The 15369-nt window shown below is 62.1% G+C and carries 11 protein-coding genes; 6 read left to right on the top strand and 5 right to left on the bottom strand.

The features are described from left to right. Nucleotides 1-167 precede the first annotated feature (167 nt). Nucleotides 168-2360, top strand: a complete 2193-nt coding sequence (locus BX592_RS00490) for an NHL repeat-containing protein (protein ID WP_377681569.1) — start codon at nucleotides 168-170, stop codon at nucleotides 2358-2360. Nucleotides 2361-2446: 86 nt separating this feature from the next. Then, nucleotides 2447-2704: a hypothetical protein gene (locus tag BX592_RS00485; protein ID WP_134189680.1), complete on the top strand. Its 258-nt coding sequence runs from the start codon at nucleotides 2447-2449 to the stop codon at nucleotides 2702-2704. Between the two features lie 81 nt (nucleotides 2705-2785). Here BX592_RS00485 and BX592_RS00480 read toward each other — a convergent pair whose 3' ends face one another. From BX592_RS00480 to BX592_RS00470, 3 genes are all read right to left on the bottom strand, one after another. Further along, complete coding sequence (locus tag BX592_RS00480) at nucleotides 2786-4510, bottom strand: FAD-dependent oxidoreductase (RefSeq protein WP_243849229.1); 1725 nt, start codon at nucleotides 4508-4510, stop codon at nucleotides 2786-2788. A 104-nt stretch (nucleotides 4511-4614) separates the two neighbouring features. Next, nucleotides 4615-5607, bottom strand: coding sequence for a DedA family protein/thiosulfate sulfurtransferase GlpE (locus BX592_RS00475; protein ID WP_134189679.1), 993 nt, complete (start codon nucleotides 5605-5607; stop codon nucleotides 4615-4617). 395 nt (nucleotides 5608-6002) lie between these two features. Continuing rightward, a complete protein-coding gene (locus BX592_RS00470) occupies nucleotides 6003-6263 on the bottom strand; it encodes a hypothetical protein (protein WP_134189678.1) in 261 nt (86 codons plus the stop codon). 802 nt (nucleotides 6264-7065) lie between these two features. Here BX592_RS00470 and BX592_RS00465 point away from each other — a divergent pair. Together BX592_RS00465 and BX592_RS00460 are read left to right on the top strand one after the other, a co-directional pair. After that, complete coding sequence (locus BX592_RS00465) at nucleotides 7066-10635, top strand: ATP-binding protein (RefSeq protein ID WP_166676279.1); 3570 nt, start codon at nucleotides 7066-7068, stop codon at nucleotides 10633-10635. Nucleotides 10636-10710: 75 nt separating this feature from the next. Next, nucleotides 10711-11835, top strand: coding sequence for a porin (locus tag BX592_RS00460; protein WP_377681568.1), 1125 nt, complete (start codon nucleotides 10711-10713; stop codon nucleotides 11833-11835). Here the strand turns inward: BX592_RS00460 and maiA are convergent. Further along, complete coding sequence (maiA, locus tag BX592_RS00455) at nucleotides 11832-12509, bottom strand: maleylacetoacetate isomerase (RefSeq protein ID WP_134189676.1); 678 nt, start codon at nucleotides 12507-12509, stop codon at nucleotides 11832-11834. The two genes, BX592_RS00460 and maiA, sit on opposite strands and share 4 nt — an antisense overlap. 185 nt (nucleotides 12510-12694) lie before the next feature. On the opposite strand from maiA, the gene BX592_RS00450 reads away from it, so the two are divergent. After that, a complete protein-coding gene (locus tag BX592_RS00450) occupies nucleotides 12695-13759 on the top strand; it encodes a catalase family peroxidase (protein ID WP_134189675.1) in 1065 nt (354 codons plus the stop codon). Then, the gene (locus tag BX592_RS00445; protein WP_134189674.1) at nucleotides 13756-14337 is read left to right on the top strand and encodes a cytochrome b; all 582 of its coding nucleotides are present in this window, start codon (nucleotides 13756-13758) and stop codon (nucleotides 14335-14337) included. Before BX592_RS00450 ends, BX592_RS00445 begins: the two co-directional genes overlap by 4 nt. A gap of 45 nt (nucleotides 14338-14382) precedes the next feature. On the opposite strand, the gene BX592_RS00440 is transcribed toward BX592_RS00445, so the two are convergent. Beyond that, on the bottom strand, nucleotides 14383-15354 hold the full coding sequence (locus BX592_RS00440; protein WP_134189673.1) for a LysR family transcriptional regulator: 972 nt from the start codon (nucleotides 15352-15354) through the stop codon (nucleotides 14383-14385). Nucleotides 15355-15369 lie beyond the last annotated feature (15 nt).

The following is a 15369-nucleotide window of genomic DNA, read 5'->3' as shown; positions in this document are numbered from 1 at the left end:
TAAAAGCAAAACATCTATTAGAACGGTATTTCAGTCATTTTGAATTGATTTGTGGTCCGTCGCTTGCGGCTATTCTACTGACGAATTCGGGTATTGCTGAAATCCAGTGTCATGCGCAATGGATTTAAAAGCTTTCACCTGAATTTCGTTCGATCACCCCCGCAAGGATGCAGACCGTGAAAGTTTTCTCTCGCGTGGCCGCAGGGCTGCTGGTATTAAGCAGCTTCGGCCCCATTAACTGTAGCGCGCAGTCCCAATTGAATCACACGACTTCCTGGCTTGGTAATTCATTTGGATTTGGAGACGGTAAATGGATGCAGCAGGACATTCAGGCCATTAATGTGTCGCCGGATGGCACTGTCTATGTCAATTGCGGCTGGGACGAAAGCGGCAGCGAAATCGCCGCCTATAAAAATGGGGACAAGCTTGCCGTAGGCGGTGCGACACACGGCTGGGGTGCCGGCGGCGGCGAAGCGATCACATCGAATCACACGTACCTGTATGCGGCGATGACGATCGGCAACCAGAACAACTCGCTGGCCGGCGCCGACTATCCGGCGAAGGGGCAGCAGTGGTACGGCGTCACGCGCCGTCTGGTCAGCAATATTGCGCAGGGGGCGCCGTTTGCTGGGGGCATCGCGAATAGCGCGAATGCGACCAGGAACAGCTTCCTCGCCGTCGATACCGTGGCGACCGGCGTCGATGCCGGTATTCGCGGACTCGCGGCCACCGACAAGGAACTCTACGTATCCGACCAGTACGCGGACCAGGTGATCGTGTACGACGCGAACACGATGCAGCGCCTGCGCTCGTTTAACGTGGCTTCGCCGGGCCGCATTGCGATCGATACGGATTCGACGCTATGGATCATCACCGGCGCGATGACAGGCCATCCGGCGGTGGCACACTATTCGCCGACCGGCGCGCCGATCGCCGGCGCACCGGTGCTGATCGCCGGCGTGGTCCCGACCGACGTCGCGATCGCGCCATCCGGCCAGCTGTTTATCTCCGACAATGGCCCGAATCAAACCATCCTGATCTACAACAAGACCGCGAGCGGACAGACCCAGCAGATAAACGGTCTCGGCACGTCACGCGGGGTGTTCCATACCGGCGGCTCGACGCAGGCCGGCAGCTTCAACGGCATAACCGGCATCGGCTTCGATCAGACCGGGAATATCTATGTCGGGCAGAACAGCGAAGGACCGCGTTCGCTGGGCTCCGCATCGGTCGGCTCAGGCGCGGTGCTGCAAGCGTTCATCGGTGTATCGCGTTCACTCGCGTGGGAACTCGACGCGCTCACGTTCGTTGATAGCGCAACCTTCGATCCGGCATCCGAGAACACGATCTATACCGGCTCGAAGATCTTCACAATGGACTGGAGCAAGCCGACCGGGCACCAGTGGACGTATTCCGCGTTCACCGTCGACCGTTTCACGTACCCGGACGATCCCGAGTTGCATATCGGTCGCGACGTGCGTGGCGAACCGATGCTGCGGCGGCTGAATGGAGGTAAGCCGTATCTGTTTGCGCTCGATCCGTATTCGAGTCAGCTGTTTATCTATCGGTTCGACTCTGCGCACGGCAATGTCGCGATTCCGTCGGGCATGTTTGCGGAGTTGCCGATCGCGGGCGGCTATCCGGCGAATCAGCCGGCTGTCGGCGAATGGATGTGGCGCGACACGAATGGCAACGGCAGTGTCGATGCGAATGAGTTCACCGGCAATCCGTCGACGGGAAGTCTGATCGGCAACAGCTTTATGTCGGTCGATTCACTGGGCAACGTGTGGTTCGCGACGCCGGTCAGCGGAATTCGCGAACTGCCGCTGCAAGGTTTCGACACGGTTGGCAATCCGATCTACCAGTACACGGCTGCGAAAACGTGGCCGATGCCCGCCGGATTCAATCGACTCGGCCGCGCGCTGTATGTGCCTGAAACCGACACGATGTACGTAACGGGCTTCACGCCGGCCATTCCGTGGAATTCGTCGCTGTGGAAAGAGGCGGGCCCGGTCATGGCGCGCTATGACAACTGGAGCACCGGCAATCCGGCGCCACGATATGTGACACCGTTGTCATGGAACACGGCGTCCAATCCACCGATTACGACAGTCGCAGTGGCGACAGCGGGCAACTACGTGTTCGTCGCGGAGCTCTATACGCAGAAAATCCACGTCTACGACGCGAACACCGGACAGGAAGTCGGATTCATGACGCCGGGCGCGACGGTCGGCAAGACAAGTGGGCAGGTCGACGTCAAACTGGGTATCAGCGCGACGCTGCGCTCGAACGGCGAGTACGACGTGCTGGTCGAAGACGATGCGCGCGCAAAGATTCTCGTGTATCAGTGGCATCCTTGAACACGCGTGGACGGCCGCGCGCGATCGGTATATAACGAAATGAACCCTTTTGATCAACGATGGATTAACGGAAACGGAACACCACCATGACCGGCGATGCTCCTGAAAAACGGCCCGAGGGCGACACGCCCGATATGAAACATCTCGACGCTGCGGTCACGCATGTGGGCGAGATGGTATCGTCCGGCAACATCGCGGCAAGCGCGGCGCGCGGCATTCTGTACAGTCTGATCGAGACGCTCGGCACACTGGTCGGCGACCCCGACCTGCCCGAGCACGCTCGCTCGGGCTACGAAGGTTTGCTGGAGACCGCGCGCGAATTGCGAGCCAAGGTCGAACATTGACCGGCACTGACCGGCGCAGCGGCTATAGCTTAAGCGTGACGCGGTCCGCACGGACCGCGTCACGCACGCGTTAGCAACGCATTACGCGCCGAGCGCGACCATTTCTCCTTTCTGCGTCGCGAGCATCTGATGGATCTGCGCGACCACGGCCGCACCTTCACCCACTGCCGCCGCGACGCGCTTCGTCGATCCGGCACGCGCGTCGCCGATCGCATACACGCCTTCGACCGTGGTCACCAGATCGCAGGCGGAGTCGGCGCCGGTCAACACAAAGCCCTTCGCATCGAGTTGTACGCCGCAGGTGCGCAGCCATGCGGTATTCGGATCGGCGCCGGTGAAGAGGAATAGATGCCGCGAGTCGAAACGGTCTTGCCCGGTCGGCAACGGCGCCTTCAGACCGATTGTCGACAGTCCACTCTCGTCTGCATCGAGCCAACCGATTTCCGTGTGCGGATGCACGGTCACGTTCGGCAGCGAGCGGATCCGGTCGATCAGATAGCGCGACATCGTCGATTCGAAGCCGCTGCGTCGGATCAGCACGTGAATGTGCGCGCAATGCGACGCCAGATAGACGATGCCCTGTCCCGCCGAGTTGCCGCCGCCGACCACCACCACGTCCTGGTGTTTGCACAGCTTCGCTTCGACCGGCGACGCCCAGTAATAGATGCCGCGACCGTCGAAACGGTCGAGCCCTTCGATTGCGGGGCGCCGGTAGACCGCGCCGCTCGCAATCACCACCGACTGCGCGCGCACGCTGCCGGTCCGAATGCCGGCGTTGCAAGTCAATTCGAGCCGGTGCGGCCGCTCGTCGCAATGCAGCGCCTTCACTTTGAGCGGAATCGCAACGTGCGCGCCGAACTTCTGCGCCTGCACGAACGCGCGCCCGGCGAGCGCCTGGCCGGAGATGCCGGTCGGAAAGCCGAGATAGTTCTCGATGCGCGAGCTCGCGCCGGCCTGGCCGCCCGGTGCGCGACTGTCCAGCACGATCACCGACAGGCCTTCGGATGCCGCATAGACCGCGGTAGCGAGTCCGGCCGGGCCCGCGCCGACGATCGCGACGTCGTACACATGCTTTTCGTCGAGGTCGGGCAGCAGGCCGAGGCACGATGCGAGTTCCGGATCGGTCGGGCGGCGCAGTACAGTGCCGTCCGGGCAGATCACGAGCGGCAGGTCTTCCGGCTTCGCGCCGAATTGTTCGATCAGGGCCAGCGCCTGTTCGTCGCGCTCGTTGATGACCGAGTGCGGATGGCCGTTGCGCGACAGGAAGCTTTGCAGCGCGACGAGCCGTGCGTCGTAGCTCTTGCCGAGCAGAATCGGGCCGCCGGCGCCTTTCTCGATCAGCGCCACGCGCCGTAGAATCAGCGCGCGCATAATGCGCTCGCCAAGTTCGGCTTCCGCGACGATCAGCGCACGCAGGCGTTCCGGCGTGATGAGCACCGCACTGACCGGCTCCATCGCGAGCCCGTCGACCAGCGACGGCTTGCCCGACAACTGGCCGACTTCCGCGAGGAACTGCCCCGACCCTTCATGTTCGACGACCAGATGCTCGCGACCCAGCCCGTCGTGCTGCGTAATACGTACCGAACCGGACAGCATCACAAACATGCCGGGGCCCAGATGGCCCGTGCGGAACAGATATTCGCCGGCGTGCCAGTGATACAGGTCGCCAAAGCGCCTCACGCGTTCGATTTCGGCGGCCGTCAGCTTGGGGAACATCTGGTGGCGCCGTGTCGACAGCGTCGAGTACGGCGCCTCCGCGACGACTTCGCTGCCTTGTGTTTCACCATCGCGGGTTGCTACCAGCATCGGACCGCTCCTTACGTCGATTGCGTGAATCAGGAATGGGTGGGGCCAATCAGACCTTCTTGCCGCGGCGGTCCGACGATCGATGCGCGGACGCCGCGGCGATATTACACGGCTTTCGGCGAGATGCCGATGTCATCGACGGGCGGCGGCGGCTCGTCTTCCAGCGACTCGAGCTGCCGGCCCGCGTCGCGCCACGCGTCGAGGCCGCCACGCAGCGGTAGCACGTCGGTGAAGCCCTTGTCGGTCAGCGCCTTCGCCATCCAGGCCGCGGACACCTCGTTCGGACATGAGCAATAGATGACGAGTTTCTGGGTGCGCGGATAGGTCGCGAGAATCTCGTCGAGCTGCCGTTCATCGGCAAACTTCGAGCCGGGGATCACAAAAGGATCGAGTTTGCGCTTCTCTTCCGAACGGATGTCGAACAGGACAGGCGACTCTTTTTTCAGCATAAGATCGTATAGCTCGTCGACACTCATGCGTGCCGAGGCGAGCTTTTTGATCAGCGCGCGTCGGCGCGTCCAGCGATATCCGGCATAAAGCAGCAGCAATCCGACGACGATCAGCGCGGTTACCTTGCCGAGCCGGCTGGCTTCGGAGAACAGCATATCGAGCTGTTGAGCGAACAGCGCGCCGAGCGTCAGGCCGAGACCGGACCACAGCGCGGCGCCAATGCTGTCGTAGGTCAGGAACGTGCGGTACGGTGTTCCCATCGCGCCAGCCATCGGAATCGACACGATTGACAGGCCCGGTACGAACTTCGCGACCGCCAGTACGCGCACGCCCCAGCGGCCGAAAAACCGCTCGGTCTTCTTCACGCACGAGTCGCGCGACAGCGACAGCTTGCACAGCGTCTTCAGCGTGTTGCCGCCGTAGATGCGCCCGGCGACAAACCACGCGCTATCGCCGATCAGCGTGGCGAAGATCGCCAGCACCAGCACTGAAACCAGTTGTGTTCCCACAGTCGCGGGATTCATTGCGGCCATCGCGCCGAACAGCACGAGGGAGGGCATCGCGGGCACGGGCAACCCGATCGACGCAGCGAGCACATTGACAAACACCAGCGCCGGCCCGTATTGCTCGACTAGATCATGTAGCATCGGTTTACTTTCCGCGGCATTTCAAGCCGCAGCAATTGCGTCAGGTGAGGTAAGAATTATGGACGCATTTCCGCTGCGTGCAAGCGAGCCACGCAAGCGCCCGCCCGCATTGGAAGCAGCTTTGGGAGCCAATCTTGCAGAGTGCGCCGGCCTGGCGACCCGCATTCGGTGCTTCAGCCACGCAAATTCAGCCCCGACAGCGCGAAGGCAGCGGAAAAGCAACGAAAAGACGACCGGGAAAGCGACGGGAAAATCATGCAACGCTCGGTTGCATCTGTCGTACGGCCGACGGGCCGTACGACAAAAGACGATCAGGGGACGACTGACCGAAACGCAACGGAAAAAGCACAACGGACTGCGCAGAAGCGGCTCGCGAATGCGGCGCCGCGAGTAGGTCAGGTTCCTTGCCGATGATGGTTGTGCTGCTCTCCCGGGAGTTCGGCGCCATGCGCGCGGATTGCCGCGATCAATTCGGCCGGGGTGATTTCATAACGCACCTCGCGGTGGATGCCCGGTTTGCGTTCGTCGACCTCGACCAGAAGAATGCCTTTACCGTCTTCTGTCGCTTCGAGCCGCAGCGTGCGCATTTCGCGCCCGGACGCGTCGTCGTACTCGGTGAGCAGGGCCATAGACCCGGAAGACCCGGTGGTGCGCATCGAAAATTTCCTCATCCGTTATAGAACAAGCATTGTACGGGGACCTTCACCGTTCTGTCGCGCGGCCCGGCAGACTCTGCGCGGCGCGGGTCGCGTGAAATGCCGAAGCCAGTTTAACGCGACTTCGCGCACCGGCCATTGCATTTTTTGTGCCCTGATGCAGTGCGCGTTGCGGCGTCTCATCGGGCGGACGCTGCCCGCGGATCCATCGCGCTGATGCACAACACGAGTTTGTCGCAGTCGTAACGGACGCTCAGTGGATTGCGCACGCACTGCATATGGTGCGGTTTCGCTGCGGCGCTTGCGTCGGTGAGATGAGCCTAGCATTGTTCGATGACCGTTCCTGGAAGGTCCATACAGTCGACGCATCGTGCGGCATCGCCATGTCAGATGACTCGCGCGAAAGAGGGCAGGAAAATTCTGCCGGATAGTCGACGTTTAGGTATTTATTGCTCGTTATGCCCGATTCACATAGCCGCTCGCCGGCGGCAATCCGTCGTCCTACGTACGTTCCGGCGCGCAAAAAATAGCCCGTCCACCAGGGACGGGCCGCTAAAACGCCGTTGTTACTCGGGTCAGCCGGCCCGCACACACTTCGGGGCGCTGACGGTTCTCATGCTGACGGGTCAATAACTATTTGTCGAGGTGGGGCTTACGCCGATCCATCAGACATTAGATGCCTGGTGCACCGAAACGATCTACACTGGTGGCACCCATTGCCCGCGAACGGTGGTGCTCACGCAATCGTTTGCATGCGAGCGAGACGCGCACCCTGCCGGGGCGTACTTCAACAGGCGATGCGATGCCAAACATTCTCGACCGCACGCACGAATCGCTCGCCGACGCATTCGCGTCGCTGGCGGCGAATGCGCGGCGCCAGCAGCGTTTGTACTTCGCGACGCTGATCATCCTGATATCGATCGTCGCGTTTTCGATGCTGCTGCTCGCGGTGCTGGCCATCGACAAACAGCTCGACCTGCAACGCCGGACCAGCGCACAGAATGCGGCCGACGTGTCGTTGCTGCTGCATCGTGCCGCATCGTTTCTTGTGCGAACCGAATTGACGGTGCAGTTCTATCGTCAGACGCGAGACGTGCATCACGCGCCTGACGAACTGGTTCGTCAGATCAGCGAATCTGGGGTTGCGCTCAGCCATTCTTCGACGCTGGGTATTCCGTTCAGCATCGTCGTGTCCGACGCAACCCGGGCGGCCTGGCACGCGGATCTCAGCACGCAGTTGTGGCGGCTCACGGAAGCCGCCGACGCGACGCTCGCGACGCGTGAAGCATTCGAATTGCCGTACCGCGCATTTCTGATCGGGCTCGATGACGACTACGCGGCAATCCTACCGGCCATCGATCCCGCCGCCGATCCGCACGCGCCGCCGCTCGACGCCGGTCTGGCGGCGACATTGCGGGATACGCTGCTTCGCGAGCTGGCGGCACAAACGGGAAAACGCACACTCGCGAAAGGCGATCATGTGCTGGTCGGCCCATACAGTGACCCGCTAAGCGGCGCGCCGGTCGTCAGCACGTTGAGCATCCAGTCCGCGGATGGCGCGCCTGCCGTGCTGATCGCGATGACGCTCCCCACCAGCGGATTGCTCGCCGGCGTTCGCCAACCCGCCGGTTCGACCACGGTGTTGCTGCGCTCGATCGGCTACCGGCCGATCGCATCGACCTCGCCGCATGCGACGTCGACGATCGGATGGTTGCGCGAACTCGCTGCACGAACGCCGCCCGGGGGTGTGCGCCAAACGTGGCGCGGCGTAGTGTTCGTCGATGCGGCGACGCATCGGAACGGGCTGCTTGTCAGCTATATCCCGTGGCGTGCCGTGTTCGCGGCGACGGCATTGCAGCTGGGCGCGATCCTGGGTTTCGGGCTGTTGCTGATCGCCGGGATGGTGTTCGCCGCGAAGTTCTGGGGCATGCGGCTGCTGCGCAAGTGGCATGACGAGTCGCTGCATGCGCTGCAGAGCGAGACGATCAACCATATCGTCGTGAGTGCGACGCCGGTCGGGCTGTGCATCGTCAGACAGCGTGACTTCTCGGTGATGGCGGCCAACCAGCTTGCGCGCGGCATGTTGCATCTCGGCAATGCGGCGGGTTTGCCGCCGCATATTGCAGCCGCTTATACGGAACGCAGCCTGAGCCCGTCTGCTGCCGTGTCGCCGCTTGCGGATAAGGATGCCGGTAAGGATACCGATACCGGTCGGCAGCCGGCGCACAAACAGGGTGAGTTCATCGTGCCCGCGCTTGCGGGGCGACCCGACGGGGCCGATGCGCAAATGCTGCAGGTCAACTACCAGGCTGCGCGGCACGAGCGCGAAGACGTGCTGTTCTGCTCGATTCTCGACATCTCCGCCCGTCACCGGCTCGGCGAGCAGTTGCGCGCGGCGCAACGCGAAACCGAAGCGATGATGCGCACCCAGAGCAATTTTTTCGCGGCGATGAGCCACGAGATCCGCACGCCGATGAACGCACTGCTCGGCAATCTCGAACTGTTGTCGCGCAGCCCGGGCCTCGAGCAGCACGAGCAGCGGGTGCGTGCGGTCGGCATCGCGGCCGACAGCTTGCGCCGCATCGTCAACGATATCCTGGACTTCTCGAAGATCGACGCCGGCATGATGAAGCTGGTCGACGAACCGTTCAACCCGCTCGATGCGCTCGAAAGTCTCGCACTGTCGTACGCGCCGCTTGCAGCAGGACGGCCGCTGAATTTTCATGCGTACCTGTCGCCGGCTTTGCATCGCTGCTGGCGAGGCGACCGTACGCGCGTCGTGCAGATCGTCAACAACCTGCTGAGCAATGCCTTCAAGTTCACATCGAGCGGCCGGGTGGTCTTGAGCGCGCACGTACGTTATGACGAAGAAGGCGACGCTTCGCTGGTCTGCCGTGTCAGCGACTCCGGGATCGGCATGGACGCGCAACAGGTCGCGCGGATCTTCAAGCCGTTTGTGCAGGCTGAGCCTGGCACGGCGAGCCGCTTCGGCGGAACGGGCCTCGGCCTGTCGATCTGCGTTCGGCTGTGTGAATTGATGGGTGGGAAGATTGCAGTCGAGAGCGTGCAGGGTGTTGGCAGCGCATTCACGGTGACCTTGCCGCTTCGTGCATACCCTGAAGACGAAGCCGGCGGAGCGGCAAATCGCGGCGCGTTATCTGAACCGCGCACCGCGCGCGGTGCCGCATCCGTACTCTGCCAGGAGCCGGCAGCGGCCGAATGGCTCGACGAAGTACTGACACAGCGAGGCTGGCAGCCAACCTGCGTGACCTCGCCCGATGCGGCGAGCACATGGCTGCGCGTGAATCGGCCGGCGTTCATGATCGTGACGGCAGAGTACCGCGACGACGTGATAGCGCAATTGCGCGCATCGATGCCGGACGCGACGGCAGCGATTATATGGATGACGCGCGACGGCCCGCTGAGTCCGGGCGTGCGCGGTGATCGGGTGTTCGAAGTCAGCGAGTTTAGCCAGCATGCGCTGGCCGCGGCGATTGAGCTTGCGGTGAACGGAGTCGAGCGCGGCGGGACGGCCACCGGCATCGGCACCGCGCACGACGCCGCATCGCTCGACCACACATCGCTCGACCACACATCGCACGTAGCCGCCGAGCGCGTCCGGCCAACTGCGTCATCCGCATTGAGCGGCCTACGCATACTGGTTGCCGAAGACAATCCGCTGAACCGTACGCTCGTCGCCGACCAACTGACGACGCTTGGCTGTGTACCGACCGTCGTCGGAGACGGCAAACAGGCGCTGGCAGTTCTTGCGCAGGCCGAAGCCGATCTCGTGCTGACCGACATCCATATGCCCGTGATGGACGGTTACGCGCTGATGGCCGCATTGCGCGATACCTGGCCGTCGCTGCCGGTCATCGCATTCAGCGCGGTCACCGGTGCCGAGCAGACACTGGAATGGCGGCAGCGCGGCTTTGCCGGCTGCATTCCGAAGCCCGCATCGCTGCAGCAATTGCAGGCAGCTCTGCTTGCGCTGCGCGAAGGGGCGCACGATTTGCCGCCACACGCCGCGTATGACAGTCGCCACTCATCGGACGCGGCGGCGCCCGACACACTCGACGCCGTAGACAAGTCTCTCTATCTTGCGATGCTGAAGGACCATCTGAGCACCGACTTGCCGAGGCTCGCGGGCATCGTCGATGCCTGCGACCGTACAGCATTGCGCGATTGGGCGCACAGCGCCGGCGGTGCGTTCCTGATCGTGCGCGAGCCGCAGTTCGCCGACCAATGTCGCGAACTGCAGCGCATGTGCGATGCAGCGGACACGTGGACACCTGCGATCGCACACTATGCGCTGGCGCTGCACGATGGACTGCGCAGTCATTTCGGACTTGATGAACCGTCGTTGCACTGATGTTTTTTCGCCGATTGCGCAACGACACGCACAGCGCTCGCGATTAACATAAGGCACAACCATAAGGAACTGCCTGTGCCCGCGGAAAAAATCAACAACAGCAATCAAGCCGTCGCGCATTCATTTGCGTTCGTCGCCTGTGTGACGTGCGCCGTATCGACCGCTCACGCGCAAAGCAGCGTGAATCTGTACGGCGAAATCGATGCAGGTCTCGCGTACTTCAGCAACATCGGCGGCCACGCGTCCTATCAGGCGACGAGCGGCCTGGTCGATGGGAGCTTCTGGGGTCTGCAGGGCACTGAAGATCTAGGCAATGGCAACAAGGCCATTTTCCGGCTCGAAAGCGGCTTTTCGACGACCACCGGCGAAAGCCTCGACGATCATCCGCACTATGTGGGGCTCGCGAACGACAGCTTCGGCACACTGACGCTGGGCCACCAGTACGACCTGATTCACGATTACTTCGCGCCGTTTACGCTGACGGGCGGCGCCGGCGGCACCGCATTCGCGCATCCATTCGATAACGACAACGCGAACAACACCTATCTCGCGAGCAATTCGGTCAAGTATGTGAGCCCGACCCTGTCCGGCTTCAGCGCAGCCGCACTCTACGCATTTTCAAACGACGCGGGGCAGTTCGCGAATAACCGGCTTTATAACTTTGCCGCGAACTATCAGAATGGGCCATTTACCGCGGGCGCGGCGTATCTGCATGCGAACGGCCGCGGCAATACTGCGGGCGGTGCATTCGAACCGGTGCTATTGCCGGGCGCGAATCGCGATGTGTTCAATGCGTCCGTCGCGAAACAGAACACCTACGCCACGGGTGCGAGCTACGTGATCGGCGACCTGACGCTAGCCGCTGCCTGGTCGCGATCGACATTCAGCGGCGTAACCGATGCCGATTCCGGCGCCGTCGAGCCTTCAGCGGGCTTCAGCAACTATGAGGTCAGCGGCGTCTATCAGCTTATGCCGAGCCTGGTGCTAGCCGCGATGTACACGTACACGAAGGGCTCCTCCGCACATTGGCATCAGGGCGGCGTGCAGGCCGACTACGTGTTCTCGAAGCGCGCCGATGTCTATCTCGAAGCGGTCTATCAAAGCGCATCGTCCGGCGCACCCGCGATCATCAACTCAGCGGATCCCTCATCGAGCCGCAATCAGTTGCTGATCGGCACCGGCTTGCGCGCGCACTTCTAGCCGCGCACCGGGACCGGCGGCGCGCCAAGCTGCCGGTACGGCGCGGCCTTCAGGAATGCTTCGTGCGCATCGCACTGCTCGACGATGCGATCCACGGTCGGCGTGTTAGGGATCGATACGTTGAACACGCGCATCACCGCGATGATGCTCGCGAGCGAAATATCGGCGAACGTCGGCGTATCGCCGTGGCACCAGATGCCCGTGCCCGGTTCGGTGACGAGGCGTCTTTCCAGCGCGCGAATGCCCGCGCCGAACCATTGGATTTGCCATTCGCGCCAGGCCGCGAGATCGAAACCACCGCGCTCCATCAGGTAGTTCTTGACCCGTGGCACGACGAGCGGGTGCGTATCGGCGGTCAGCATCGACGAGATCGAACGGACGCGTGCGCGGCCGCGCGGGTCAGACGGCAACAGCGGCGGCGTCGGCTGTATCTCCTCGAGATATTCGAGAATCGCAAGCGATTGCGTGAGCGGCTGCTGTCCAGGTTCGATCAACGTCGGCAATGCGCCGAGCGGATTCACCTTGAGAAATTCCGGACTTTGCTGCTGACCCGCATCGAGATCGATGGTCATTTCCTGCGCGTTCATTTTCTTCAGGTTCAAAGCGACGCGCACCCGATACGTGGCCGACGAGCGCCAGAAACCGAATAGTTCAAATTGGCTGCAAACAGACATGATGGATTTCCCGGAAACAAGGTGTGAGCGTCGATAGGATAAACGCGACAGTATTTGTTTGCAGTGGTTTGTTAGGCGTCTTGTTCAACCTTTAACCTTACATTTGTACGACCTCGAAAACTGGTGGAATAAATGCGAAAGCGCCGTGTTCGCCCCATTGCGAATCTCAAGCAAAGGTAGGGTTCATGAAAGAACGACCGTTTTCGGAAGTCGGCAAACTAGCCGCAATTGGCGTGGTGGTGCTCGCGGTGGGCGGCGCCTTTGTCTATGTCGCGGGTTTCGCTGCACCGGACCGTCTGACGCCCCAACACATCGTCAATAAATTCGAAACGTACACCGGCGTGCATCCGGGCTATCGCCGCAATCATGCGAAGGGCGTCTGTGTTGCCGGCTACTTCGAAGGCAATGGCAAGGCGTCGGGCATCTCGCGTGCGGAAGTGTTCGAACCGGTGCGCACGCCGGTGATCGGCCGCTTCGCCATTCCGGGGCCGAATCCGGTCGCGCCGGATGGCGGCACGCCGGTGCGCAGTTTCGCGCTTGAGTTCCAATTGCCGAATCATGCGCAATGGCGAACCGGGATGAACAACACACCGGTGTTCGTGGTCAACACACCTGAAGCGTTTTATCAGCAGCTTGTGGCGGGCAAACCCGACCCGACGACGGGCAAGCCTGATCCGGCGAAGCTGAAAGCGTTCTTTGCCGCGCACCCGGAGACGCAGCCGTTCATGAAATGGGTGAAGGCCCATCCGCCTTCGAGCAGCTTCGCCAACGCCGCGTATTACAGCATCAACGCGTTTCGCGCGATCGACGCCGATGGCAATACGTCGTTTATCCGCTGGGCGATGGTGCCCGAAGCGGCTTATGAGCCTGCGAAGCCGAGCGGCAATGCGCCGGACTATCTTTCGGAAGAACTTTCAAACCGGCTCGCGCAAGGGCCGTTGCGCTGGCACCTGATTCTGACGGTGGCCGCGCCCGGCGATGTAACGAACGACGCCACTCAGGCATGGCCCGACGATCGCAGGCAGATCGACGCGGGGACGTTGACCATCCAGCGCGAAACTGCGCAAGCCGATGGCGATTGCCGCGACATCAACTACGATCCGACGGTACTACCCGATGGGCTGAAGCCGTCCGACGATCCGCTGCTCGCCGCGCGTTCGGCGGCTTACGCCGTGTCCTACAATCGCAGGCTTCGTGAAGAGGCTCACATGCCCGCAGGGCAGATTCCGTCGATAGAAGGTCATCAATGAAAGCAGGTCAAGCACATTTCAGTCTGCCCGCTCGCTTCTTCCATTGGCTAATGGCGCCGCTCGTGGTGGCGATGCTGTTTATCGGCGTCGGGATGGTTGCAACGGTATCGCGGCTGCATTTGACACTCATTGCGATCCATCGGCCGCTCGGCATTGCGATTTTCGTGCTGGTGGCGTTGCGCCTGATCGTGCGTATCACGCACCGGCCGCCGCCGTTGCCGGCCGATATGCCGGGCTGGCAGCGCGGCATCGCGCACGGATCGCACTGGCTGCTATATCTGCTGCTGTTTGCGATGCCGCTGGTCGGCTGGTCGATGTTGTCGGCGGGCGGATTTCCGGTGCATATGTTCGCGGGCTTCGATCTGCCGCCGATCGTGCCGCAGAGTCCGCGTCTGTATGCGTTTCTGCGCGGCGCGCATACCTGGCTTGCGATGTTGCTATTCGTCACGTTCCTCGCGCATCTGGCCGCCGCGATGTTCCATGGACTGATTCGACGCGATGGCGTATTTTCGAGCATGGCGTGCGGCAATCGTGGGGCGAACGGCGACGGTAAGCCCGCGGTTGAGCGCCGGGCGTGATGGGCTGCGACCGATTCGTTCGACGAACGAATCGCAATCGCTGCGCTATTTGCCGCGCTGCGCGGCCGCAACGACCGGAGCCGGCGTCAGTTCCGGACTCGCCGCGACGGGGCGTTGCTGAGCTGCCTGCGCGAACATTTCCGTAAATGTATCGAGCACAGCAAGCGTATCGCGGCCGCTACGCGTGATCCGGTAAAACGAGAACTCGATCTCCGGCCGCATGACGTCGATTTGCACACGGTAGTGCCTGCAGATGTGTTCGCAGAACGACGGCATCACCGCTATGCCCAATCCTTCGTGAGCCATCGCGATCGCGGTTTGCAGGTGTCCGACTACCATGCGCCGGCTGACGGTTACTTCTTCTTTCGACAGCGTCGCTTCGATCAATCTTTGCAGCGGATTGTCCTTGGGTAGCGTAATGAGCGGCAGTCCTTCGAGCGCGCTCCAGCGCACGCCGTGCCGCTCGCGCGCGGCAGCGCCGCCCAGCGAAGTGTCGCCTTCCGCCGACACCGCGACCAGCCGTGTTGGAAAAATCGGCATGCGGTCGATGCCGGAAAGCTGCGAAAAAAAGATGCCGAACGCCGCATCAAGGTCACCCTCTTCGACCATGCGCAGCAATTCGCCGGGCGGCCGGTCGACGAGTTCGATGGTGGACGACGGATTGGCGCGCGCAAACCGCGCGAGTACCTGCGGCATCAGGCTCGCGGCGATCATCGGCGTGCAGCCGAGCAGCAGCGATTCCTGCTTCTGACGGCCAAGCTCGTTCAATTCGATTACCGATTTCTCGAGCGTTTCGACGATCTTCATGGCCGTCGGATAGAACGCGCGACCCGCGTCGGTCAGCGCGACGGTGCGGGTCGTACGTTCGAGCAGCCGGCATTGCAACTGGGTTTCGAGTTCGCGGATGATCGCGCTCAGCGCCGCCTGGCTCAGATGCATGCTTTGCGCGGTTTTCGTGAAGCTCGATGCGTTTGCGACCCCGAGAAAGACTTTTAGCTGCTTGAGGGAGAGATTCATTGACGGCGATCCTTC

The organism is Paraburkholderia rhizosphaerae (assembly GCF_004366595.1).
Classification (GTDB): Bacteria; Pseudomonadota; Gammaproteobacteria; order Burkholderiales; family Burkholderiaceae; genus Paraburkholderia; species Paraburkholderia rhizosphaerae.
Note: the sequence above shows the minus strand (reverse complement) of the source record. Positions and strands in the feature narration are given on the sequence as shown.

Excerpts from the sequence above, each read along its gene's own strand:
- BX592_RS00490 (WP_377681569.1), top strand. The coding sequence starts at position 168 with ATGCAGACCGTGAAAGTTTTCTCTCGCGTGGCCGCAGGGCTGCTGGTA.
- BX592_RS00485 (WP_134189680.1), top strand. The coding sequence starts at position 2,447 with ATGACCGGCGATGCTCCTGAAAAACGGCCCGAGGGCGACACGCCCGAT.
- BX592_RS00480 (WP_243849229.1), bottom strand. The coding sequence starts at position 4,510 with ATGCTGGTAGCAACCCGCGATGGTGAAACACAAGGCAGCGAAGTCGTC.
- BX592_RS00475 (WP_134189679.1), bottom strand. The coding sequence starts at position 5,607 with ATGCTACATGATCTAGTCGAGCAATACGGGCCGGCGCTGGTGTTTGTC.
- BX592_RS00470 (WP_134189678.1), bottom strand. The coding sequence starts at position 6,263 with ATGCGCACCACCGGGTCTTCCGGGTCTATGGCCCTGCTCACCGAGTAC.
- BX592_RS00465 (WP_166676279.1), top strand. The coding sequence starts at position 7,066 with ATGCCAAACATTCTCGACCGCACGCACGAATCGCTCGCCGACGCATTC.
- maiA (WP_134189676.1), bottom strand. The coding sequence starts at position 12,509 with ATGTCTGTTTGCAGCCAATTTGAACTATTCGGTTTCTGGCGCTCGTCG.
- BX592_RS00450 (WP_134189675.1), top strand. The coding sequence starts at position 12,695 with ATGAAAGAACGACCGTTTTCGGAAGTCGGCAAACTAGCCGCAATTGGC.
- BX592_RS00445 (WP_134189674.1), top strand. The coding sequence starts at position 13,756 with ATGAAAGCAGGTCAAGCACATTTCAGTCTGCCCGCTCGCTTCTTCCAT.
- BX592_RS00440 (WP_134189673.1), bottom strand. The coding sequence starts at position 15,354 with ATGAATCTCTCCCTCAAGCAGCTAAAAGTCTTTCTCGGGGTCGCAAAC.